General features: G+C 63.4%; 18 protein-coding genes. 11 read left to right on the top strand and 7 right to left on the bottom strand.

The window, feature by feature from the left end:
- Positions 1–16 precede the first annotated feature (16 nt).
- The 5 genes from SH412_RS08695 (at position 17) to SH412_RS08675 (ending at position 6745) form a co-directional block, all read left to right on the top strand.
- Entirely contained in the window at positions 17–190 is a 174-nt protein-coding gene (locus SH412_RS08695; protein ID WP_336523116.1) for a hypothetical protein, read from the top strand.
- The gene (locus SH412_RS08690) at positions 191–625 is read left to right on the top strand and encodes a response regulator (protein ID WP_336523115.1); all 435 of its coding nucleotides are present in this window, start codon (positions 191–193) and stop codon (positions 623–625) included.
- A gap of 55 nt (positions 626–680) precedes the next feature.
- Entirely contained in the window at positions 681–2111 is a 1431-nt protein-coding gene (locus SH412_RS08685; RefSeq protein ID WP_336523114.1) for a hypothetical protein, read from the top strand.
- A 133-nt stretch (positions 2112–2244) separates the two neighbouring features.
- Positions 2245–5421, top strand: a complete 3177-nt coding sequence (locus SH412_RS08680; RefSeq protein WP_336523113.1) for a response regulator — start codon at positions 2245–2247, stop codon at positions 5419–5421.
- Between the two features lie 208 nt (positions 5422–5629).
- Complete coding sequence (locus tag SH412_RS08675; RefSeq protein WP_336523112.1) at positions 5630–6745, top strand: prenyltransferase/squalene oxidase repeat-containing protein; 1116 nt, start codon at positions 5630–5632, stop codon at positions 6743–6745.
- A gap of 57 nt (positions 6746–6802) precedes the next feature.
- Here the strand turns inward: SH412_RS08675 and SH412_RS08670 are convergent, their stop codons facing one another.
- On the bottom strand, positions 6803–8845 hold the full coding sequence (locus tag SH412_RS08670) for a vWA domain-containing protein (RefSeq protein WP_336523111.1): 2043 nt from the start codon (positions 8843–8845) through the stop codon (positions 6803–6805).
- Between the two features lie 393 nt (positions 8846–9238).
- Here SH412_RS08670 and SH412_RS08665 point away from each other — a divergent pair, with 393 nt between their 5' ends.
- Both SH412_RS08665 and SH412_RS08660 read left to right on the top strand, forming a co-directional pair.
- A complete protein-coding gene (locus SH412_RS08665) occupies positions 9239–10204 on the top strand; it encodes a DUF6807 family protein (protein WP_336523110.1) in 966 nt (321 codons plus the stop codon).
- Between the two features lie 29 nt (positions 10205–10233).
- Complete coding sequence (locus tag SH412_RS08660; RefSeq protein ID WP_336523109.1) at positions 10234–11466, top strand: polysaccharide pyruvyl transferase family protein; 1233 nt, start codon at positions 10234–10236, stop codon at positions 11464–11466.
- A 7-nt stretch (positions 11467–11473) separates the two neighbouring features.
- Here the strand turns inward: SH412_RS08660 and SH412_RS08655 are convergent, their stop codons facing one another.
- Entirely contained in the window at positions 11474–12898 is a 1425-nt protein-coding gene (locus SH412_RS08655; protein ID WP_336523108.1) for a DUF1501 domain-containing protein, read from the bottom strand.
- A 151-nt stretch (positions 12899–13049) separates the two neighbouring features.
- On the bottom strand, positions 13050–14357 hold the full coding sequence (locus SH412_RS08650; protein ID WP_419555795.1) for a GDSL-type esterase/lipase family protein: 1308 nt from the start codon (positions 14355–14357) through the stop codon (positions 13050–13052).
- A 195-nt stretch (positions 14358–14552) separates the two neighbouring features.
- Between SH412_RS08650 and SH412_RS08645 the strand changes: the two genes are divergently transcribed.
- From SH412_RS08645 to SH412_RS08630, 4 genes are all read left to right on the top strand, one after another.
- Positions 14553–15659 (top strand): hypothetical protein, encoded by a 1107-nt coding sequence (locus tag SH412_RS08645; RefSeq protein ID WP_336523106.1) that lies wholly within the window; start codon positions 14553–14555, stop codon positions 15657–15659.
- A 23-nt stretch (positions 15660–15682) separates the two neighbouring features.
- Complete coding sequence (locus SH412_RS08640; protein WP_336523105.1) at positions 15683–17620, top strand: ATP-binding protein; 1938 nt, start codon at positions 15683–15685, stop codon at positions 17618–17620.
- A gap of 105 nt (positions 17621–17725) precedes the next feature.
- On the top strand, positions 17726–19636 hold the full coding sequence (locus SH412_RS08635) for an FtsK/SpoIIIE domain-containing protein (RefSeq protein WP_336523104.1): 1911 nt from the start codon (positions 17726–17728) through the stop codon (positions 19634–19636).
- A 90-nt stretch (positions 19637–19726) separates the two neighbouring features.
- Entirely contained in the window at positions 19727–21838 is a 2112-nt protein-coding gene (locus SH412_RS08630) for an alpha/beta hydrolase family protein (RefSeq protein WP_336523103.1), read from the top strand.
- A 104-nt stretch (positions 21839–21942) separates the two neighbouring features.
- On the opposite strand, the gene SH412_RS08625 is transcribed toward SH412_RS08630, so the two are convergent.
- The 4 genes from SH412_RS08625 to SH412_RS08610 form a co-directional block, all read right to left on the bottom strand.
- On the bottom strand, positions 21943–22533 hold the full coding sequence (locus tag SH412_RS08625) for a thioredoxin family protein (protein ID WP_336523102.1): 591 nt from the start codon (positions 22531–22533) through the stop codon (positions 21943–21945).
- A 129-nt stretch (positions 22534–22662) separates the two neighbouring features.
- Positions 22663–23187: a pantetheine-phosphate adenylyltransferase gene (gene coaD, locus SH412_RS08620; protein ID WP_336523101.1), complete on the bottom strand. Its 525-nt coding sequence runs from the start codon at positions 23185–23187 to the stop codon at positions 22663–22665.
- A 116-nt stretch (positions 23188–23303) separates the two neighbouring features.
- Positions 23304–23438 (bottom strand): hypothetical protein, encoded by a 135-nt coding sequence (locus tag SH412_RS08615; protein ID WP_336523100.1) that lies wholly within the window; start codon positions 23436–23438, stop codon positions 23304–23306.
- Between the two features lie 384 nt (positions 23439–23822).
- Positions 23823–23948, bottom strand: coding sequence for a hypothetical protein (locus SH412_RS08610; protein WP_336523099.1), 126 nt, complete (start codon positions 23946–23948; stop codon positions 23823–23825).
- Positions 23949–24448: the final 500 nt, after the last annotated feature.

The following is a 24448-nucleotide window of genomic DNA, read 5'->3' as shown; positions in this document are numbered from 1 at the left end:
GCCGGATCAGAGACCGATGCGTAGTTGTTCGAAACGCCCGGAAGACGCTTTTACGGGAGGGGCGGACATTCTCCTGTGGCCGAACGAGGTCTACAATGCCTCCTGCGTCCGTAACGATCATCCCGAGTGTGCGCTGTGCGAGGGAGCGATCATGACAGGGCGCAAGTCGCGGGCCTCGGGGAGGATGTGAATGAAGGTCTTGATTGCGGACGACGATCTCGTTTCACGCCGTCTCCTGCAGGGCTATCTTCAGAAATGGGGATACGAGGTGACGATCGCGATGAACGGCGCCGAGGCGTGGCGGCTCTTCGAACAGAATGAGTTTCAGATCGTCATCAGCGACTGGATGATGCCGGAACTGGACGGGACGGAACTGATCCGGCGGATTCGCGCTTCGGCGAAGCCCGGCTACGTTTACACGATTCTGCTGACCGCGCGGTCGCAGAAGAACGATCTCGTCGAGGGGATGGAGGCGGGAGCTGACGACTTTGTCAGCAAGCCGTTCGACGGCGACGAGCTGCACGTGCGCGTGCGGGCCGGCGAGCGGATCGTGAAGCTTGAGCAGGCGCTCGCGGACCAGAACCGGGCGCTGCGCGAAGCTCAGGCGGCAATGAAGCAGGCTTAGCAGGGCAGACTGTCAGAACTGCATGCGTCAACATCCGGGACTGGAGGAGCACACAGTGGCTACACTCGCCCTTGAGCCGCAACCCCGTCCTCTGGAAACGCGCGACAAGGCGCTGCGGATCAATCTCGATGCGCGGTGGTACGGGACGTTTGCGGAGATCGGGGCCGGACAGGAGGTTGTCCGCTGGTTCTTCCGGGTCGGCGGAGCGGCGGGGACCATTGCCAAGAGCATTTCCGCCTACGACATGACAGTGAGCGACGCGTATTACGGCAAGTGCGAGCGGTACGTCTGCCGGCAGCGGCTGGAGAGCATGCTCGACTGCGAGTACGACCAGACGCTCTCGCAACTGCATGCGGCCCGCGGGGATAAGACGTCGTTCTTTGCCTTTGCAGATACCGTCTCGGCGAGGAATTACAAAGGGACCAACGAATGTCACGGCTGGATGGGAGTCCGGTTTCAGGCGTATCCGCGGGACCAGTTCAGCCAGATGATTCTGCACGTCCGCATGCTCGACACCGATAATGCGCTGCAGCAGGAGGCGCTGGGGATCGTGGGCGTCAATCTGCTGTATGGCGCGTTCTACCTGGCCGACGAGCCGGACCGGCTGCTGGAATCGCTGCTGGATCATCTGGGCGTCCAGCGGCTCGAAATCGACATGATCGAGTTTTCGGGGATCGCGTTCCGTCATGTCGACAATCGCGTGATGAGTCTGAAACTCGTCCAGCTCGGACTGAGCAATGCGGCGATGTTCGCCGCCGACGGCACGATGCTGCAGCCGTCGGAAGTTCTCTACAAGAAATCGATTCTCGTCGAGCGCGGGAGCTTTCGCCCGGTCACGCATGTGAACATCGACATGCTCCGGTGCGCCTACGACATGTTCTCGCAGGAGCCCGGCGTGAATCCGGAGGAAGTGGTCCAGTTCACCGAAATTACGATGAACAATCTGCTTGCCGGGGGAGGCGAAGTGGACTACGCGGACTTTCTGGCGCGTGTGGACCTGCTGGCGGCCGTCGGCATGACCGTGCTGATTTCGAATTACTTCGAGTACTACCGGCTGGCGGCGTACCTGTCGCGTTACACGAAGAAGCGGATCGGGCTCACGATGGGCGCGGCGAGCTTGCGCGAGCTGTTTGACGAGAAATGGTACACGCGTCTGGAAGGGGGCATTCTGGAGTCGTTCGGGCGGTTGTTCAAGAATGATCTGAAGCTCTATATCTATCCGCTGCTGGATCCGGCGACCGGCGAACTGACCGCGGTGCAGAATCTGGAAGTGGCTCCGAATCTGCGAAAGCTTTACGAATACCTGGTCGAGCGCGGCTGTATCGAACAGCTCAGCAACTTTCAGGATCAGTACCTGTCGATCTTCTCGCGCGACGTGCTGCAGAAGATCGCCGGCGGGGATTCCGACTGGGAGACGATGGTGCCGAATGCGGTCGCCGAGGTCATCAAGGCGCGGGGTCACTTCGGAGTTCGCTCCGGCCCCTGACACCAGCCAATGCCACAATATGGCGACTCGACGGGGCCTTCACGCTCAGCTCCTCAGAATCTGATAGACTGGGGCCGTTGATTGTTTCTCTGAAAAGGGGCTGTTGCGTTTCTCTGATCCGGGAGCCGACGCCATGGTTACAGAGACGACTCGCCGTCGAACAGCTTGCGCGGCCGCGATTGGCGCCATCGCCTTCGTTTTCGCCGCGGATCTGCTGACGCCGCTGGGGATCGAAATCTCGTTGTTCTATCTCGCGGGTATCTGGGCGGTCTATTTCCTGCACGAGGCGAACTGGCTCTGGATCACCGCGGCCGCCATCACTGGGCTGACAATCCTGGGTTATGCGCTTTCGCCGCCCGGTCCCCCGCACCCCTGGACCTTGCTGGCCAATCGGCTGCTGGCGCTCAGCGCCATCTGGCTCACGGCGGCCCTTTGCTACTGGATTCAGCAATCGGCGGCGGAGCAGCGACGACTGAAAGATCTTCTGCAGAGCCTCGTCGACGAACGGACGGCGCAGCTCCGCGCTTCAGAAGAGCGATTTGAACTGGCGGTACTCGGATCGACCGACGGCTTGTGGGACTGGAACATTCTCACCGGCGAAGTCTACTACTCGCCGCGGATGAAGGAGCTGATCGGGCATGCGGACGACGACTTTCCCGACGTCTTCGCGTCCTTTGAATCGATCCTCCATCCGGACGACCACGACTGGGTGCTGCGGGAGATCGACGCTCATCTAAAGTATCGCAAGCCGTACGACGTGCAATACCGGTTGCGATCGAGTTCGGGCCAGTATCGCTGGTTTCGCGCGCGCGGCCAGGCGATCTGGGACGCCGACGGTCGGCCGACGCGCGCCGCCGGATCGATCACCGATGTGACGGAGGAGCACCTGCTGCGCGAACGATTTCGGAGAGCCGTCGAGGCTTCTCCCGCGGCCTTGATGATGGTGCACGAGGACGGTCGCATTCTGATGGCCAATTCGCGCAGCCAGACGCTCTTCGGCTTTGCGGCGGCAGAACTGATCGGGCAGCAGATCGAGATGCTCGTGCCCGAGCGGTTTCGGTCCGGACACCCCGCTCACCGCAGGCAATACTTTCAAGCGCCGGTGCAGCGCGCCATGGGGCCGCAGCTCGACTTGTACGGGGTACGAAAGGACGGGGCCGAGTTTCCGATCAAAGTCAGCCTCAGTCCGGTCGAAACCGACGACGGTCAGGCCGTCATGTGCGGCGTTCTGGATATCACGGATCAGGTCAAGTCTCTGGAAGCCATGCGACAGGCGAAGGAGTCCGCGGAATCGGCCAGTCGTGCGAAGAGCTCGTTCATGGCCAATATGAGCCATGAGATCCGCACCCCCATGAACGGCATCATCGGTATGGCTCAGTTGCTGTCTCAGACGGAGTTGCGTTCGCATCAGCGCGATTACCTGGCGACGATTACCGAGTCGGCTCACGTCCTGCTGCGGCTGCTCAATGACATTCTCGATTTTTCCAAAATCGAAGCGGGCCGGCTGGAACTGGAATGCGTCGAATTCCGGATCTCCGAATGCGTCGCTCGGGCTTCGCAGATGCTGATGCTCCGCGCCGCGGAAAAGGGGCTGGAGCTCGCGTGCCGCGTGGCGCCGGAGGTCCCCGATCACCTGTGCGGCGATCCCGGACGAATCCAGCAGGTGCTGGTCAATCTCCTCGGCAACGCCGTGAAGTTCACTGAGGCGGGCGAGGTTTTCATGAATCTTGAAGCCGAGGAGATCACTTCCGGGACCGTCCGGCTGCATGTTTCCGTCAGCGACACCGGGATCGGAATTCCCCACGACAAACAGGCCCAGATGTTCCGGCCCTTCGTGCAGGCCGAGTCGTCGACCACGCGGCGGTTCGGCGGCACGGGGCTCGGTCTGGCCATCTCGCGACAACTGGTCGAAATGATGCACGGTCGCATGTGGCTTGAAAGCGAAGTCGACCGCGGCACGACGATTCACTTCACCGCCGAGTTCGGCATCGCCGCCGATCAGCATCTGCCCCGCCCCGCCGAGCTCGATTCGCTGCAGAACATCCCGGTGCTGGTCGTTGACGACAACTCGACGAATCTGCGGATCCTGAGCGAAATGCTGCAGCGCTGGCGGATGCAGCCGGTCCTTGCGGATTCGGCGAGCGCCGCCAGGCAGGCGCTGCGGCAGGCGGAAGAGTCGACTCATCCCGTCCGGCTGATCCTGCTCGACCACCATATGCCGGATGAAGATGGATTCGAGTTTGCCACGAGCGTCCAGAGGCTCCTGGAGAGTCGGAAGTGCCCGATGATCATGATCTCCTCGGGAGTCGCGCCGGTCGAAGGGGATGTCTTTCAAAAGTATGGCATCTGCCGCTTCATGACCAAGCCGGTCATCGCGTCGGAACTGCTCAACGAAATCCTGCGTCAGTTTGGACGGGGCGAAGTCGGCACGACCCTCAAGCCCGCGTCGATGGAAGGTAAGTCCACCGCAGTCCAGCCGCGCCGCGTACTGCTGGTCGAGGACAACGAAATCAACCGTCGCGTGGCGATGGGTTTGCTGCATTCCCGCGGCCATCAGGTGGTCTTCGCGGAAAACGGCGCCGAAGCGGTGGCGACTCTCTATGAGCAGGATTTCGACGTCGTGCTGATGGACATGCAGATGCCCGTTATGGACGGCTACGAAGCGACCGCCGTCATCCGCAAACGAGAGGAACAGACGGGCGGTCACATTCCGATTGTGGCGATGACCGCCGAGGCGCTGAAGGGTGACCGCGAGCGCTGCCTTGCCGCCGGCATGGATGACTACGTCGCGAAGCCAATCGTCCCCGGCGAGATGTACCGCGCCGTCGAACGTTTTCCCGCTCTCTGCCTGCCGACGCTCGTACCGCCTCCCGGTGCGTCGCCGACACCGACCGTTCCCGCGGCCGCTGCGAGCCGTTCGCCGATCCCGCGATCCTCGCCTCCGGCAAATGGCGGCAGTCCGCCTCCCGCGGTTGACTGGGATGTCGCCCGGGAGCATCTCGGCAGCGACCCTCAAGTGCTGCAGGAGTTCGTGGGTCTGTTGAAATCGCAGTCCCCGACCCTGCTCGCCGAGATCCGCCGTGCGATCGAGGCTGGCGACTTCAAACTGCTGAGGCGGTCGGCACACACGCTGAAAGGTTCGGCCTCCTACTTTGGAGCTGAACCGCTCGTCACAGCGGCCCTGGCGCTGGAAGCCCAGGGCCGCAACGAAACACTGGATGGCGCGACGGAGAAGCTGGCGACACTGCAGGCCGAGCTTGACCGCGTGCTGGAGGCTCTCGACGGCGGGCCGGCGGAGGTGGGAGTCTGACGGAATGGAACGGCGGTTGAGTGATCGTGGCTGCGATATGCCCCGTCCTCCGATGCGCGGCGATTCTTTCGCCGGCGCCGGTGAGTTTTTCGTCGCCACTGAGTGGTAATGGTTGCAGTTCGACACAATTGGCAGCACGAAATGCTCGGGCACACAATCTGCTGCTCAGGCGGAGACCGACCCCGCTTATCTCGCAAGGACTCTCGCAATGTTCCGATTGTTTCTTGGCGGAATGTGTCTTCTTGGATTCCACGTTCCCGCTCTGATGGCCGCCGACGAGCCACTCGGCCCGGACCCGCAGAAGCTGGCCAAGGTCCGACAAAAAGCCATCACGTATCTGCGAACCGCTCAACGGGACGACGGCGGCTGGACGGCCCCGAACGCCACAGGAATCACGGCGCTGGTTGCGCAGGCGCTGCTTGACTCGGGAGTAGCGCGGACCGATCCGGCGCTGGCGAAGGCGCTCGACCTGCTGGCCGGCCTGCTGCAGCCGGATGGGCGGATTTCCGCGGCAGATAGCCGGATTCCCGGCTACGAAACAGCGATTGCGCTCACGACGCTGCAGGCCGCGAATGCTTCCGGCAAGTACGACAAGGCGATCGCCGCCGGCGAGAACTTCCTGCGCGGCCTGCAGTTCGACGAGTCCAAGAAGACCGAGCCGGGCGACGCCAGCTATGGCGGCATCGGTTACGGACCGAGCGGCGGCCGGCCGGATCTTTCGAACACTGTCTTCTTTCTGGAGGCGCTGGAGGCGACAGGGGCGAATTCGGATGACCCGGCGGTCAAGAAGGCGCTGATTTTCCTGTCCCGCTGCCAGAACCTCGAAAGCGAGTTCAATCCCGGCAAGAACACTGTGAACGACGGAGGCTTCTTCTACACGCCGGCGGCGGGCGGCAACTCGCCGTCGGGCAATACTCCCGAAGGCGGGCTGCGGTCGTATGGCAGCATGACGTATGCGGGACTCAAGAGCATGGTTTACGCCGGCTTGACGCCTGACGACCAGCGGGTCGCGGCGGCGCTGGCCTGGATCCGCAAGCACTACACCGTCTCCGAGAATCCCGGTATGGGGCAGAACGGCCTATTTTACTACTATTTCCTGTTTGCGAAATCGCTCGGCACGTTGAAACTCGATCAGGTCGAGGACGCCAGTCAGGCGAAACACGACTGGCGGAAAGAGCTGGCCGAGCACCTGTTCGCCCAGCAGCAGGCGAACGGAAGCTGGGTAAACTCCAAATCGAGCCGCTGGATGGAGGGGGACCCGAACCTGGTTACCGCCTATGCACTGACCGCGTTGAAATCCTGCGAGCCGCCAACGAAAGAATAGGACTGCTTGCTGCAGAATGCGGAGCGGCGACAGGCTCGTCGGCCGGCACAGCCGGCCCTACAACGTCGGGAAGGTCACCTTCGTTGCCGGCCTCGGCGGCGACACAGGCCCCGTGGGCGGCTTCGGCGGAGGAGGGGGTGGAATCACGATCTGCCGGGCCTGCAGCCCCAGTTCGCGGTTCAGCTCCCACTCGGCCAGCAGATCCCACTGAGTGCCCGCGTTCTTCTTACGGCAGCGTTCCAGCAGTTCGCGGGCTCGAATCGCCCGGCTTTCGCTGAGCCGGCCCCCTTTGTACTGCTTCGACGTCTCGAACCGGACGTGGTTGGTCTCGGGGTTGAGCCCTCCTTCCGTCAGAATCGCCGCACAGGTGAGCTGGTATTCGATGTGCCGGACGCTGTTGGCCAGCAGCCGACCGTAGTTGAGGTCGTACCAGGCCTTCCAGCGGAGTGACTTTTCCTCCTCATAGGCCGGCTCCAGATCGGTCGCTTCGAAGCTGGCGATCGCTTTTTCGATGATGGCCTGCTCCGCCTGCGAGCCGGCAATGGCTTTCTGCAGGTTGTCGCGGAAGGCGGTCCGGAAATTCGCCGGATTCCGAAAATCGATGTAGGGAGCGAACGGGTAGAAAATCTGGCGGGAGAACAGAAACGTCATCGGGGGCGGTTCGAGCTGCGGGGCCTGCCAGATCAGCAGCGACGCGTCGCTGACGGCCTTCCGCAACGGCAGGCTCTGCACTTCGCTCAGATACTCCCGCGCTGCGGAATAGTCCGGCGTGTAGGGCCTGAGCTGTTCCAGCGTCGCGATGGTCCGGTCGCCGGGCCGGTTGAGGATCGTGAAGGTTCCACCGGTCATCAGGGCCAGGCGGGTCAGCGCATAAGGTCCGAAACCTGACAGCATCCCTTCGCGCATCGGGCCGCCGTACCAGGGGAGGTCCTGGGCGACCAGATTCCCGTTCATCTTTGCATGGGGAATGCCGGAGTCGTGCCAGTAGGGGAGCATCAGGCGCTCGGGCAAAGAGGTTTCGGGACCGCGTTTGACCGGCAGGCGGAACGTCAGGCCGGTCGCGCCATCGCGCCATAGATGCGTGCCGCGATCGCTGCCGAAGACCGCGTTCGGGCCGACGACATGGACCACCGCATCCCGTTCCCGGCAGACGCGCAGCGTATCTTCGAGCAGCATGGTGTCGTCGCCCGATTCATCGGTCCAGACGACGATAATCAGCGTCCCCTGCCAGCGCGAGTATTGGGCCAGGCAGAATTGAATGGCGTTGAAGACGTTTTCCTGCCCGGAGGTGTCATCCTGCAACGCGGCGACGGCATTGGTGACCTTGGTGAAATCCCGTGTCGTCTTCACCAATTCCAGCGGCGCCGCACCGAAGCGGACGACCGAACTGAGCAGGGGAAACGAGTCGCTTTTGTCGCGAAGCGCCATTTCTTTATAGAACGGATAGAGCCGGGCGGCGACTTCCTGCCGGTCGACGTTCATGCTGATCGAAGCGTCCATCAGCCAGACGACTTGAACCGGTCCGGAAGTCAGCTCTTTGCGGATGCCGTCCAGAACCCCTTCCGTGGCATGCCCGGCCCCCATCCCCTGAATCAGGCCTCCCTTGCCGGGATCGGACCGCCGGGACGGTTTGACGGGCGAGAGCAGCGAGGACTGCGGCAGCGCGGGAGGAGGCGCCAGCACCTGCGAAGCCTGGCTCGTGGGGAGCACCGGATTGTCGACGGTCACGTCCTGCAAGGTTGACGGCGTAAATTCGGTCGAGACCCTCGTATGCACGATCCTGGAATCGACCGGAGCGGCCACGAACTGCGTGGCCCCGTCATCGCCCAGAGAGGCCTCGGCCCCTTCTTCTCGCTGCCAGGTCGTTTCCACGAAGATCAGATCTAGATCCGGCGTCAGCAGCGGGTGGAAAACAAACAGCCCCAGCACCGCCAGCACAACCGCGTGAAGTCCAAGCGAAATGCCGCTGGCGGCGAGTTGATCGCGCCAGCGAAAGCCGCCGCTGCTCAGTTCGTCTTCGGTCGCGACCGGCAGCTCCGGCAGCCCCGCGTCCGAATCCTCCAAGAACATTTCGTCGTGAGACTGAACGGCGGCAGGCACTTCGTCCGCCGCTGCGAATTCTACCCCACGTTCCTGCTCCGCGGGGGCACTGTCGCCGAGCCGTTGGCCGCAGGAGGGACAAGGCACACCGGCAGCGCCTGCCGCCAGCATTCGCCCCAAGCCGATGGACAGCTCGCTTCCGCAGACGCACTTTAGAACGGGCATGGCCGGAACCCAGCGTCGTAGATTTCAAAACGGGCGACGCGACGGGGAGATGAGTGTCGATGTCTCCCCAGTGTCTCACTCCGATTCGCGGTCGTCCAGATCTCTCAACGATAAACGGAAGTCTTTCTCCACAGAATCTTTGCCGCGCCCGGCCCTCGAACCCGGTTTCCGTGCGGGCTACGATGCCGGCTGCGGAGATTTGTCGGGCTCATTTTCCGGGACGTTCCAATGCGATGGATTCTGCTGGCGTTGCTCGGCTGTTCGTCGGTTACCCCGATGGACGCGGCCGAGCCATCTATCCAGTTCGTCCGAGGCGACGGCGTGCTGGGGATTCGGCGGGGAGACGTAGAAGTCGCGCGGTATGTCTTCCAGGACAAGCTGGTGCCGAGGCCATACTTCGCAGACGTAAAGACTCCTTCGGGAATCCAGGTCACACGCCGGCATCCTCCGCAGAAAGATCAGGACGCCACCGATCACGTCGGACTGCACACCGGCATCTGGCTGTCGTTCGGCGACTTGAGCGGCTGCGATTACTGGCGGCTGAAGGCCCGGACCGAACACGTCCGGTTCAGCGAGGAACCGACCGGCGGACCGGGTCGCGGGACGTTTGCCGTCGTTAACCGGTATCTCACGGCCGATGGCCAGGGCACAGTCGCCGAAGAGACCTGTCAGTATGTGATCCGCGCCACTCCACACGGCTATCTGCTGGAAATGACCAGCGAGTTCCGACCGGGCGACGTCGAACTGGTTTTCGGCGATCAGGAAGAGATGGGACTCGGCATTCGGGTCGCGACGGCGCTCAATGTGGACCGCAAGCTGGGAGGGCGACTTCTGGACAGCGCGGGGCGTCGCAACGGGGCGGAAGTCTGGGGCAAGACCGCCGACTGGTGCGACTATGCGGGGCTGCAGCAAGGACCGGACGGAGTCCGCTGGGTGGGAATGACCGTGCTGGCCGGTCCGGACAACTTTCGTCGCTGCTGGAGCCACGCCCGCGACTACGGATTTCTGGCCATGAACCCGTTCGGTCGCCAGGCTTTTACGAAGCAGGAGCCCAGCCGGATCGTCGTCGCCAGGGGCGAAACCCTCAAGCTGCGCTACGGCGTCGCGATCCATGAATCGCCGACCGAGGCCGACTATCACCCGGCCGCAATCTACCAGGACTTCGCCGGTCAGACGGCGGCCTCACCCAAGTGAACAGACACAATTCCTCTTGGACGAACACCATGCAACGCCGTACATTTCTGCAGACGCTCGCCGCAACTCTGGCCGGCCCGGCGGTCGCATTCGCCGCACAAAACCGTCCACAGCGGATTCTTCTGCGGTCGTCGTGGCAGACAGTCAATATCGGCGATATCGGCCACACGCCCGGCGTGCTGGCGCTGCTCGAAAGGCATCTGCCCGGCGCAGAAGTCCGGCTGTGGCCGAGTGACGTCCGGAACGGCGTCGCCGAGCTGCTGCAGACTCGCTTTCCGAAAGTCCCGCTGATGCAGGGACAGGGGGCCATCAAGACGGCCTTCCAGGAAAGCGATTTCCTGCTGCACGGCTCCGGACCATCGCTGGTGGCGGCGAAAGACGTACAGCGCTGGAGCGCAGAGACCGGTAAGCCGTACGGCGTTTTCGGCATCACGCTGCCCAGTGCGGAGGAGTCGGTGCTCAAGCTGCTCAGCGACGCCCGGTTCGTCTTCTTCCGGGACTCGGTGTCCCTGCAACTGGCGAAGGACAAGGGATGTACCTGTCCGGTCATGGAATTCGGGCCGGACGGCGCCTTCGCGGTCGATCTGCGAAACGACGCGGCCGCGGAGAAATTCCTGGCGGCGCACAGGCTGGAGGTCGGGAAGTTCCTCTGCTGCATTCCGCGACTGCGATATACGCCGTACTGGAAGATCAAGGATCGACCTTTCGACGCAGTGAAACATGCCCGCAACGAAGCGATGAAGGAGCACGACCACGCACCACTGCGGGAGGCGATCATCGCCGTCACGCGGCAGACGGATTGCAAGGTGCTGCTCTGCCCCGAGGATCAGTCGCAGATGGCCGTGGGGAAGGAGCTGCTGTTCGATCCGCTGCCGGACGATGTCAAAGGCAGGGTCGTCTGGCGCGAGAACTACTGGTTAACGGATGAAGCCGTCAGCACGTACGTCCGCTCGGCCGGGCTGTTCGGGCTGGAGATGCACTCGCCGATCATGTGCATCGGCAACGGCGTGCCGGCGCTCGTCGGGCGGTTCGCCGAGCAGACGAGCAAGGGCTTCATGTGGCGTGACATCGGCCTGGAGGACTGGCTGTTCGACATGGATCAGCCGGCGGACGTCGCCCGCATCGTCCCCGCGGTACTGTCGCTGGCTCAGGATCCGGCGGCCGCGAAAGCCAAGGCGGCCGAAGCGCGCGAACGAGTTCGCGCCAGACAGGAGGCGATGGCGGGGGAGCTTTCACGACAGGTTGCGATGGTTCAATCGTGAGGATTGATCACCCCATCAACTCGGGAATCGGCTCGCCGAGGTGGCCGAAAAAGACCGGACGATTCGCGGCGGTGTAGAGGGGCTGGTCGCGGTTGATGCCCAGTTTTTCGTAGATTGTGGCGGCGTAGTCCTCGGGGGTCTGCCCGTGGGAGATGACGTAACCGCCGTCTTTGTCGCTCAGGCCGATCACCTGGCCCCCCGGTACGCCGGCGCCGGCCATCGCGATCGAATAGGCGTGAGTCCAATGGTCGCGGCCCTGGAACTTGTTGAGCCGGGGAGTGCGGCCGAATTCGGAGATGAAGCAGACCAGCGTTTCGTCGAGCATTCCCCGATCGTCGAGATCGCTTACCAGCGCAGCAAACGCCTGGTCGGTGCTCCCCATCATCACCCAGTGACCGATCCCGTAGCGACCTTCGCCGCCGGCCTTATCGCGCACAGTACCGCACGATGCGGGGGTGTAGATCAGATCGTGATGGTCCCAGTTGAGGTTGAAACCGCCGGGAGTTTCGGGAGTCAGCGGCCAGCGAACGTCGACGGTGACGAACCGCACGTCCGCTTCGAGCAGTTTGCGACCGAGCAAATAGCAGGCTCCGCGATGTCCGGCGCCGTACTTCTGGCGGATCGACTCGGGCTCGTTCTGGATGTTGAACGCTTCCGTCACCTCGCGGCTGGTGAGCGTGTCGAAGGCCTGCTCGTAGAAGCGATCCATGCCGTCGAGGGAACTCTGCCGGCCAGTCGCCCCAACGAACGTGCCGTCGAGCGAGGCCAGGAGACGCTGGCGTTCGCCCAGTCGTCGGTCGATATTCTCAGGACGGGCCAGGAGGTCGGCGACTTGCCATTTCGGATCGGACAGGTCGCGGCCGCCGGTCTTGAAGACTTTGTTTGCCGCGGGGAGAAATCCGGTTCGAGTTTCTGCCGCCTGCTCGTGATTCCCGGGGACCATGATATAGGGGGGCAGGACAGGATTGGCGGTCCCGAGAATCTTGCTGACGATGGAGCCCATGTCGGGCATCTCGGTCGGGCCGCTCGGATGGGCGCCCGACAGCGCGTACTGCGTGCCGTTCGGATGAGCGTCGGCGCCGGCCTTCGCGTGGTACATCGAGCGGACGACGGCGATCTTGTGGGCGATCTTCGCCGTCTGCGGCAGCAGCGATGTGAACTGAATCCCCGGCACGCTGGTAGCGATCGGGCGATGCGGGCTGCGGTGGTCGACGGCGGCTTCGGGCTTGGGATCCCAGGTATCGATGTGGGAGAGCCCGCCCTGTTCGAGAATGACGATCACCCGTTTCGCGACCGCCCCGGCCGTCGTCGGTGCACCGCGAGCCTGCAGGGCCAGGATCTCAGGCAACGACAGTCCCAGCACGCCAGCCGTGCCGGTCTGCAGCAATCGACGGCGATTCAACAGGGGCGATGACCAGGCGGATTCCGGCATGGAACGCTTTCGTCCTGTTCGGAGGCGGGAGACGGCCAGTCGGCCGTCCAGGCGGCAGGAACAGATCAACGAAAGCTTATCTCATGGCGAGGCGACGTGCCAGAGCGATGTTGACGCTGGAGACTGGCGGAATCGGCCGGCAGAGCCGGCCCTACTTCTCTTCGTTGATCCGGATCCTGCGATACTCCATCTGCCCGGCGTCGCCTTCGAGACCAATCGGACCAGTCGCGGGGAGTTTGAAGGCTTCTTCGAGGACTTCGCCGTTGCAGGTGCAGCGGGCGACGTTGTCTTTCACCACGATTTCCAGCTCGTTCCAGTCCTGCGGGCGGTACTTCGTCAGCATCTTGTAGGGGCCGGCGAGCGGGTAATCCCGGCACTGGAGCTGCGGTTGGCGGATGAAGACGCCGCTGTCGGCGTTGGGCGTCGCGCGGAACTCCAGCTTCAGGACGAAGTCCTTCGGAAACTCCTGCGAGGTCCACATCTGCTGGACGCGGCGGCCTTCGGGAGGCGTGCTGACGATGATCCGGCCGTGCTTGGCAATGTAGCGGCCGTCGGTGCTGGTTTTCTGGCCGTCGAAGCTGGCGGTCTTTTCCAGCGTCTTCTGAATGCGGAAGCCCCACCCCGTGAGATCCTTGCCGTTGAACAGGCTCACGAAGCCCGGCTCCGGCTGGAAGTCGTCGTCGGTCGTTTCCAGGAAGTCGAGCGTCGCCAGGATCGGTCGGAGGGCCGCAGCCCACTTGTCGTAGCCGATCTGGTTCGGATGCAACAGGTCCGGGAACTCTTCGGCCTTCGCGTCCCCCTGTTCGTTAGCGAAGAGCTTCCAGGTATCGATCAGGGTGACCTGCGGGTCCCCCTTCACCGCGGCGGCATACAGTTCGTTAATCTTCTTAATCTTGTCGGCTGGTCGCTTCTTGGTTTCCGAGCTGGGGAAGACCTGGCAGAGGATCACCGGAACTTTCGAATTGTGCGTTTTGATATTCGCCAGGATGAGCTTGAGGTTCCCGGCGATCACCTCGGGCTCGCCCCCTTCTTCGAGATCATTGGTTCCCATCAGGAGCACGACGCCGGTCGGGTTGAGCGCCAGCACATCATCCTTCAGGCGGATCAGCATGCCGCGCGTCGTATCGCCGCTGATGCCGCGGTTGGCGACCTTCACGCCGGGAAACGCGCCCCCGATGTTGTCGCCCCAACCCTGGGTGATCGAGTCCCCCAGGAAGACGAGAGCCTTCTGGTCCTGCTCGACCTGTTTCGTCCAAGCCGAGCGGCGCTGCGTCCAGAGATTGCGGAACCAGTCATACCGCCGGATCGGCCCGGCCCCGGGCAGGCCATCGTCGGTGGCGGGGAGTTCGATGGCCACCGGGGTCGCCTGATCCTCGGCGTGCAGCGGCAGGGCGCAGGCTCCGCACAGCAGGAACAGAGCGGCCAGTTTGAGGAGCGTGCTGGGGGGCAGGTGTTTCATGCTGACATGTTTGCCGAACGGCGGGCGGGATGCAACCTGGAGAGTCATCAGCGCCCCGCGCGAAGACGCAGGCTCTCTGTGTTTTCTGCCTCACCGTTGCCACTGCCCTGCCAAGCCGGAATAATCATCTGCCGTACAGATCCACTGAGCGCGTCGGCCGCGACTTGAATTGCGCCGAGGGACGATGGAGGCGTCATGGCGAAAAAGAAGACCTCGGCGGGGCCGCCCTCGGCGGAGGCTCAAGAACACGCTCTCGCGACGCTGCGGCAGGCGGATGAGCCGTTGGACGCCAAAGCTCTCGCGAAACTGTTGCAGGAACCGCATCACATTTCGGCCGCGGATCTCGCACCGGTTCTCGAAGCGTTCGTCGCCAGCGGCAGGCTGATTCAATACCCCGGCAAGACGGCGAAGGGACAGCCCCGCTACTGGGACCGGGACGCCGGCGCAATCGCACGGCAGGCGGCGTTGTCGCTGCTGCGGACCGCGGACGAACCGCTGACGGCTAAGGAGATCGCCGGGACGCTAACGACGCCCATGAAGTTCCCGGAGAAGGATCTGGACCCGATCCTGAAGGAATGCACGGCCGCCGGACTGATCCACTCGATTCCGCCGAAGACTGCGAAGAGCAAGGAGCGATTCTGGGGTCAGGACTTTCTGGAATACGGTCGCCGGCGGGTCCTGGAGACGTTGAAACTCAAAGGCCCGCTGGCCACCGCCAAGTTGCAGACGACCCTCAAAGATCTTGACAAGGGGCAGTTCGACCGCGTCCTGAGCAGTCTCGAAGAGCGCGGGGCAGTCTTTCGACATCCGCCGCGAAAGTCCGGGCCGGAGCTCCTCGGCAGCCGTCCGCCGGCGCCGGAAGACTATCTGAAGGAGGTCCAGACGCTGTTGACGAAAGTCGTCACAACGCTGCGGAGCGCCAATGTGCCGCTCGATGCACTGCGACGGGCCATCGTGCAGCTCGCCGAAGGGGCGGGAATTCCTTTCGGCGCCGGAATGTCGACGCCCCCTGCCCCGGCGAAGCCGATCACAGTTGACCTCATCGCATTGATGCAGCGGCTGGAACCGGGGGTCGAGCGGGGAGCCTTGGTCGGCATCCGCGATCTGCGACAAGCGGCTGGAGTGCCGAAGGCTCAGTTCGATGAGCTGATGTTGCATCTCGCCCGCGACGGGAGGCTGTCGCTCCATCGGCACGACTACCCGGCCAGTCTTTCGGCCGCCGAGCGGGACGACCTCGTGACGGACGCGCATGGTCAGTTTTATGTCGGAGTCGCGCTGCGGCAGTCGCCGGGCCAGGTTTGAGTTCGCCGAGACAGGAGCCGCGCGTGAATCCATTCCGTGACACCATTGTGGCGAGTCCGTGGGAAGCGACGGGCGTCGACGTCCCCGCCATTCATGGGAACGTCCTCCACGAGTGCCTGCGCGGCATCGAACACGTGCGGTCGCAGGGTCGGTCGGCGGGGCTGCTGATTCACGGCGAGGCCGGCAGCGGCAAAACGCATCTCTTGAAGCGTCTTCGCGCCCAACTGGCGCCTCAGCAGCCGACGGCCACCGATCGTCGCGAATGCTTGTATGTCTGGGTGCGGCTGCAGACCAGCCCGCGGATGATCTGGCGGACACTCCGGCGAACGCTCGTCGACGACTGGTTCCGTCCCGTCGACAACGGAAAATCACAGTTCGACCGAATTCTGTTCCATCGTCTGGCGGAAATTCGCGTGGCGGAAGGGGATCTGGAACCCTGGTACGAATACATGCGGGAGGAACACCCGGACGGACTCGCCGAACTGATGGACCGTATCGCCGACAACCTGCATCTCGACCGGAACACCGCGGTCGCGTTCATGCACATTGCTTTCGGCCGGCATCGACGCGATCTGCGGGCCTGGCTGGCGGGTGATTCGCTGCCACAGGCGGCCCTCGAACGGATGGACCTGGCGCAGGACGAAGGGACCGATGAAGAACGGGAAGATTTGGCCCGGCAGGTCGTACTCATGTTGTGCTCTCTCGCGGGGAACGGACTGCCGATCGTCTTGAGCTTCGACCAGGTCGAGGCGCTACAAATGAGACCCGGCGACACCGACGCCCTGTTTCAGTTCGGCCAGCTCACCAGCACGCTGCACGACAGTACGACCAATGTCTTGCTCGTCTCCGCCGTCCAATCGGCCTTCGCGACGGAACTGAAGGACCACGCCCGCTCGGCAGACTACGACCGCATGACGTCCTTGGGAGCCTATTCGCTCGACCCACTCGATCGCCGGCAGGCCGAACAGCTCATCGCAGCCCGGCTCGATTCGGCCGACGTCCGTGACCTGCCGGAGTCTCGCTCGGCAACCTGGCCACTATCGCCAGAAGCGTTCGACGCCCTGTTCGCCAGCGGGGGAGTGTCGCCGCGCAAATTGCTCAGTCGCAGCGCCGAGTCCTTTGAGACCTGGCAGTCGCCGGGAACCTCTATTGTTCCACCACCGCCACCCCCTGAGCGTTTCCTGCAGGAACGGTGGGAATCGCTCGTCGAAGAGAAGCAGGCGGCGAACGGACCGGAGTCGACCGAAGAAATCCTGCGACACGGCGTCCCGCTGCTCGTGTCGCTCGTCGCGCCGGACCAAAGGCTGGTTCAAGACGAACACCTGCCGGATGTCTCGCTGATCTTCGAGGGTCCGGCTGGCAGAACGGGGCTCAGCGCGTGCACGCAGTCGAACATGACCAGCCTGGCGACCCGCCTGAAGCGGCTGAAGTTGCAGTTCGCTTCGGAACGGCTGCAGCGGCTCGTCATCGTGCGGGACAGTCGCGTTCCTCTGACGAAGACCGCCAGAGCCGCCCGGCAACACCTGGAAGAACTCGAAGCGCAGCACGCCGTCATCCTGCATCCGGCGGTTGAGGTGCTCGCCGCCATCGATGCGTTGCGAGCGCTGCTGTCGGATGCGAAGTCCGGCGATCTGGATTGTCAGGGGCAACCCCTTTCGCCGCGCACCGTCGAGGAATGGTTCCGAACCCATCTGGCCGGCGAGCTGGAAGCATTCGTCGGCGACGTGCTCGGGCAATCCGACGGAGCAGCGGCGAAGGAATCGGCGGATGTCCAATCCCTGGAAGCATTGATCGCTTTCCTCGGCGAGAGTCCGGTCGCGCCGCTGGTCGAAGTCGCCGAGTCGCTGCAGCAGTCGGTGGAGTCGCTGATCGAGACTGCCCGGCGGCATCCCGATCAATTCGGATTGCTGGGACAGCCGCCATCCGTGCTGTTTCGGATCGAAGAAGGTTCGGAACGGTAGCACAGAATCCCGGCGGACCGCCGGAAGGAACGCGCTCCGGAGGGATTGTGCAACGATGGCAGGGAGCCCCAATCGCGAAGAGTGACCGTCGTGGAGATCTCCCCCATGCCCCGTTCGATCAATGTCAGCCAGATCCGCCAGGCGATTTATGAGGCTTCCGGCATCCGGGGCGACGGGGCTCCATCGACAGCAGTGCTCGGCCAGTGGTTTCACGACGGGCTGGGGAGGCTGATTGGCGATAGCGCCGCTCCGGGAATCCTGGCGACGCTGGCTGATGTGGACGCCGACCTGGAGATCTGGAAACGAACACTGGCCGCCGAGTCGTATGCACGAATCGTCGGCCCGCGGCTGACCCGCGAACAGGCGGCGTTGCGAGACGCCGCTCCGCAGGTCCTCGCGTTCTGGCAGGCGTCGCGCGCCGCCTCGGACTGGCTCGCCGAGCTGTGCTGGGCACTTCGTTCCGAGCGGACGTCACCGCGATTCGCCAGCGCGGCTCCCTGGAAAACGCTGGGAGACTGGATGACGACCGAAGAGCCGCTCGCCTGCGAACTGCAGGAACCGGGCTGGTCGGACAGCGTGCGGCTGATTGGAGTCGCAGACGCGGTCGTCAGGCTGGCCGGGACGGGCATGTGGTGCGCCGTTGAACTCAAACTCGGACAGACATCCCCGGAAGCCGACCTCGGCCAGGCGTGTCTGTATCACTTGCTGCTTACGAAGATGCAGGAAGCCTCTGGTGCGGTCGCCGACGCCGGTACGCTGGCGCTGATCAGCTTTGGTCCCGAACGACAGGAGCGAGTCTTCTCCGCCCACGAACTGGCGACCGCCCGACGGAGACTGGTCGACCTGATTGGCAAGCTGGCCGGCGTCGATCAGGCACAGACGGCGCCCCATGCCGGGCTGTCCCGGCCGACCAGTTTTCCGCCGGTCACTCGAAATCGTCCCGCGGAACTTTCGCCAAGCGCCGAGCATCTGGAGCTCGGACGGGGACTGATCCGCACCTTTGCGGAGTACGGCGTCTCCGTCACGCTCGATCAGCCGGTCATCGTCGGACCGACGTTTATTCGATTTCCGATCACGCTCGGCCGCGGCACGAAAGTCAATGCCGTAATGCGGTCTGCGGCCGAGCTCCAGATGCGACTGCAGCTCAAGGAGGAGCCATTCATCAGCCGCGACAACGGCCAGCTCGTCGTCGACGTGCAGCGTCCGGACCCGCAAACCGTTTACTTCGCAGAAATCCGAGACGATCTTCCCCGCCCCGATCCGCGGCTGGGAGGCTCGCACATTCCGGTTGGCGTCAACTTGTTCCGACAACTCGTTTGCGTGGACCTCAATCGGACCGATCACGCGCATCTGCTCGTTGCCGGGACGACCGGCAGCGGCAAGAGCGAGTGGCTGCGGCTGGCGCTGGCGGGGCTGCTGGTCACCAACACGCCGGAGACGCTGCGACTGCTGGTCATCGATCCCAAACGCAATGCGTTTCATGCGCTGAGGGAATCGCCCTATCTGTGGCGTCCGCTGGTGTTTCCCGACGAGCAGTCGGCCGGGGAGGTACTGGCGGGCCTCGCCGAGGAAATGGATCGACGCTATCGGATTGCCGACGGGGCCGATTCGTTTGCGCAACTGGCGGGCCGATCTGCCGAACCCCTGCCGCGAATCGTCTGCGTCTGCGACGAATATCGAGACCTCATCAGCCGGAGCAGGCCGGAGCGGAAACTGATCGAAGAGCAGATCTGCCGGCTTGGAGCCAAGGCCCGGGCCGCCGGTATTCATCTGATCCTGGCAACCCAGGAACCGAGTCGCGACACGATCAAAGGTCCGCTCGATGCCAACATGCCGGCCCGCGTGGGGCTGAAGATGGGAAAGGCGGTCGAATCGCGGATGCTGCTCAACGACGGAGGCGCCGAAAAACTCCTTGGGCACGGGGATCTGCTGTTCAAAGACGTCGGAAAGCCAGTGCGTTTGCAGGCGCCGCTGTTGACCGAGGCCGAACGCGTCGAGATCTTCGAGAGTCGCTGAAATAGTCATCCGGCCAGACCGTTTCTTCCGGGCAAATTCTGGCGTATGGTGGGACAGCGTTTCGTAGCCATCTCCAGGAGTCCCGCCGCCATGCCCCGTCCCCGCCCCGCTCTCGCCCCTGCCCTGGAACTTCCCGCCTGGTCCCGCCGAAATGTGCTGCAGTGGAGCGTCGGAGCGACGCTCGGCGCGCCGTGGAGTCAAGGATTGCTGGGCCAGGAGACTCCGGCGACCACGCTCGCGCCGCTCAACCGATTCCCCCGGATGGTGCAGGAGTTTTTTGTCGAACAGGTGCGTGCGGCGGAACAACTGGGGCTGAAGCGGAAGACGGCCCTCAGATCTCAGGCCGACGCGGAAGCCTATGTCCGTGAAGTTCGGGAACTCATTCAGAAGTCCTTCGGACCGTTTCCCGAGAAGACGCCGCTCAAGCCGCGGATCACCGGGGCGCTTGAGCGAGACGGATACCGCGTCGAAAAGGTCATCTTCGAAAGTCGGCCCGACTTCCCGGTCACCGCCAATCTGTATGTGCCGAAGGGACGAAAGTTCCCGCTGCCCGGCGTCGTCGGTTCCTGCGGGCACTCGTTGAACGGCAAAGCCGAAAAGGCCTATCAGTCGTTCTGCCAGGGGCTGGTCCGGCAGGGCTACTTGGTGCTGATCTTCGATCCGATCGGTCAGGGGGAACGCCTGCAGTACGAGCACTCGCACGATGGGGAGGTTCCCGTCCGACCGGGTGTGGGCGAACACATTCACGCGGGCAATCAGCAATTCCTGGTCGACGAGTTCTTCGGAAGCTGGCGGGCGTGGGACGGCATCCGGGCGCTCGATTACCTGCTGACCCGCGAAGAAGTCGATCCGCGGCACATCGGCATCACGGGAAACTCCGGCGGCGGGACGATGACGACCTGGCTGGCGGGGGTCGATCAGCGCTGGACGATGGCCGCTCCAAGCTGTTTCGTCACGACGTTCCGGCGGAACATGGAAAACGAACTCCCCGCGGATACCGAACAGTGCCCGCCGCGGTGCCTGGCATACGGGCTCGATCACGACGATTTCCTGGCCGCGCTCGCTCCAAAGCCAGTCATCGTCCTGGCCCAGGAACAGGACTTCTTCGACGCCCGCGGCGCCGAAGAAGCATACGGGCGTCTGAAGCGTCTCTATGCGCTGCTGGGCAAGCCCGACAACGTGCAGCTCTTCGTCGGACCGCGACCGCACGGGTATGCGATCGAGAATCGCGAGGCGATGTACGGGTTCTTCAACCGCTCGACGGGCATCGCCGAAGGCGGAACCGAGCCCGAACTCACGCTGGAGAAGGACGAAGACCTCCAGTGCACGCCGACAGGGAAAGTCGCGGACTTGAAGCCTCAACGGACTCTGTTCTCGTTCACGCAGGAAAAAGCCCGCGACCTGGCGGCGAAACGAGTCTCACTGGAATCCGGCGATCTGAAGGCGGCGATCCAAGACGTTCTCAAACTGCCGGCGCAGCACGATCCGCTCGATTACCGAATTCTGCGAACGATCGGAGGACGACGGTACCCCAGGAAGTTCTTTACGACGTACGCCGTGGAGACAGAACCGGGAGTCCACGCGATCGTCTACCGACTGACCGATGAGACGCACATCTCCCGGCCGACGCGGGGCGTCGACCATTGCGTGCTGTATCTGGGACACCAGTCGAGCGACGCGGACCTGCGCAACGAACCGCTGATCAAGGAATTGATGACCGCGGAACCGGGCGTGCCCTTTTACACATGCGACGTGCGGGGCCTCGGCGAATCGACCCCGGACGCTTGCGGGGCAAATTCGTTCCTCTCGCAGTATGGAAGCGATTATTTCTATTCCGCGCACGGAATCATGCTCGACCGGCCCTACCTGGGCCAGCGGACGCACGATGTACAGAGCGTCCTCCGCTGGCTGGTCCAGCAGGGGCACACGCGGATTCACCTGGCGGCCCGCGGCTGGTCCGCAATTCCCGCCACGTTTGCGGCGGTGTTAGTTGACTCCGTCACGCAGGTGACGCTGAAGAATTCGCTGAAGTCGTACCAGCAGCTCGCCGAAACCGAGTTCTACCGCTGGCCGCTGGCCACGCTGGCGCCGGGCGTGCTCGCGAAATTCGATCTGCCGGACTGCTACCTCGCCCTGCAGGCCAAGCAGCTTCGACAAGTCGACCCGTGGGGGCCGCTGATGGAACCCGATGGGAATGCGTAGAGCATTGTCCGACCGAAGCGAACGCGTGCCGCCCGGTGTATCGCGACCGCCAGGCCTGCTCGCCCGACGTCGGCGAGCAGGCTTTGCCTGGTGACATTGATTCGCTATTCCGCCGCGGCCGTGCCGGTGAAGTACTCCGGGGCGTCTTTCCACTTGATGTTGCAGCCGATGCTGGGACGCTGCGTCTCCAGCGGAGCCTTCCCGGCGAGGAGCGCAGCGACGGCCCCCCGCAGATCGGCGCCGGTCACGGGCTTGCCGTTGCCCGGGCGGCTGTCGTCGAACTGGCCGCGGTAGACCAGCGCCTGATCGGCGTTGAACAGATAGAAGTCCGGTGTGCACGCGGCCTTGTAGGCCTTCGCCACGGACTGCGATTCGTCGTAAAGATACGGGAACGTATAGTCCGCGCTCTGCGCTTCATCGGCCATCTTCGCCGGGCTGTCATCCGGATAGGCCGTCGCGTCGTTGGAACTGATCGCGACGATCTTGAGCCCCGTGGACTGGACCTCGCGCCCGAATTCCGCCAGCGCCGCACGGAGGTGTTTCACGAACGGACAATGATTGCAGATGAACATGACGACGAGCCCTTTGCCCCCGGCGAGGTCGCTCAGCGAAACCGTCTTGCCGTCGACATTCGGGAGGGCGAAGTCCGGCGCTTTGATCCCCAGCGGTAGCATTGTGGAAGCAGTCTTGACCATTGGCGAATTCCTTCAGTTCCTTCGAGGCATCTGCCGGCGGCGTGCCGAGGCCTCCAGACTGAAGAATTCCTGCGAAGAGTCAACCGTCGCCCGAGTTTTTTACAGTTCGAAGCCTCGCGATCCGCAGCCTCAACCGGCCGCGGGCGGGCGACACCGGGCCAGGAGCTGCGGCACGACCGCGGAAGGAACGAAGTCCTCCAGCTTGGACGCCGCCGACTGCCGGCCCATCAGTGCAATTTGTCGGATGAGGCTGCTGGAAATGTGCGTGAGGCGTTCGCTGGCCATCAGGAAGATGGTATCGATTTCCGGATCGAGCGCACGATTGGCGAGAGTCATCGTGAACTCGGTCTCGATGTCCGACAGCGTGCGGACCCCGCGCACGAGCACCCGTGCGCCGCAGCCGCGAATGAAGTCGACCGCCAGTCCTTCGAAGCAGCGGACATCGACGTTCTTCAGGGGAGCGAGGACTTCGCGCGCCATCACCAGCCGTTCTTCCGGCGTGAAGAGGGGGTGTTTCTCCGGGTTGATGCCAATGCCGACCGTAACGCGATCGAACAGGGCCGCCGCACGCTGTGCGATGTCCTGATGGCCGAGCGTGAACGGATCGAAGCTGCCCGCGTAGACCGCGTGACGGGAACTGAGTGGGCCGGTCATGACAGAATGTCTCAGCGAGAGAAAGTCGGCAACCGGGCGGCGCCATGCACGTCGCCCGGCTGCAGGCTACCACAGTCGGGCGACGTCGAATATTGCAAAGCGACCGGCCTGATCGATCAGAACCGCACGGTGAAATCCACGGTCAGCCGGTCCTGCAGGATATCGCGTTTATGGGAGTACGGAATCTCATACGCGATGCCCAGTTCCAGATTGGTCCTGGGCTTGTACTTGATGCCGAAGGCGCCCGTCACGATGTCGTTGCCCGCGACTCCAGGCGAGCCCAGATTGAACAGTTCCAGTCCAGCGACGGCGACGGGAAACTCGTCGGCCGAGGTCAGATAGTGATACCAGTTGGCTTCAGCAAAGAGCTACAGGTTTAAGTCGCCCAGCTTATGGTCCACGTGGTTCGACCAATGCCGCAGCCGGTTTTCGGCGGGCGAGCTGGACGGGAGTCGAAAGCCGCTCGCGGAGAGCCAGTGCCAGTTCCGGAGAAACTCTTTGCCACCGGTCATGAAGAGACGGAATTCCCCATCGCCGTTCCCCTGCAGGGACCTCGTGCCGACGACGGACTTGTTCGAACGTGACGCCGGCGCAGATCAGCGTCTGTGAGCACGCATTCTTGTCGACGTTGTACTTCATGCCCGCGCGACATCGGCGAGGCCGTCATCCAGCAGCGGGCTCTGCGGGCCGATGTCGCCGTCCTTCGTCGCAATGACCGAAAGATTTTCGGTCAGCGCCGCACGGAGCTGCGTGACGACCACCTGGACGTTATCGCCCCCCAGATTCGAAGGAAGATGCTGATTCAGGAAGATGAACCACGGTAAGCGTCCGCGGATCCTCGAAGTAGACCGGCTTCGTCATCGGGCTGATGAAGCTGCCGAACTGCGCATCGCTGGGAGCAAGCACGCCGAACAGGCGCCCGTTCGCTGCAAGCGGACTGGGCACATCCTCCTGACCGGGATCGAGAATGTCTTGCACAATCGCCGGCGCCGAGCAGTATCAGCAGCAGCGCCGATCCCGCCCTGCACATTCCTCGCTCCTCCGATCGTTTGCCCCGCAATGGCGCCGTCGTCCCTGACGCCGGTATTTCCGTTGTGTCCCGATTGATCCATCGGAACGCTACGATCGCTGCCGCACACAGAATCCGACGAGACATTACAGGTGGCACCGGGACTTGCCTTCCGCAAATCCGTGACGAACTTCTGCCCAAGTCCGGCAGGTGGATGGCCGCCAGTTCCCGGCTCGCCAACCGGAAGCTGGC

This window comes from Planctellipticum variicoloris (genome assembly GCF_030622045.1).
GTDB classification, from domain to species: Bacteria; Planctomycetota; Planctomycetia; order Planctomycetales; family Planctomycetaceae; genus Planctellipticum; species Planctellipticum variicoloris.
Note: the sequence above shows the minus strand (reverse complement) of the source record. Positions and strands in the feature narration are given on the sequence as shown.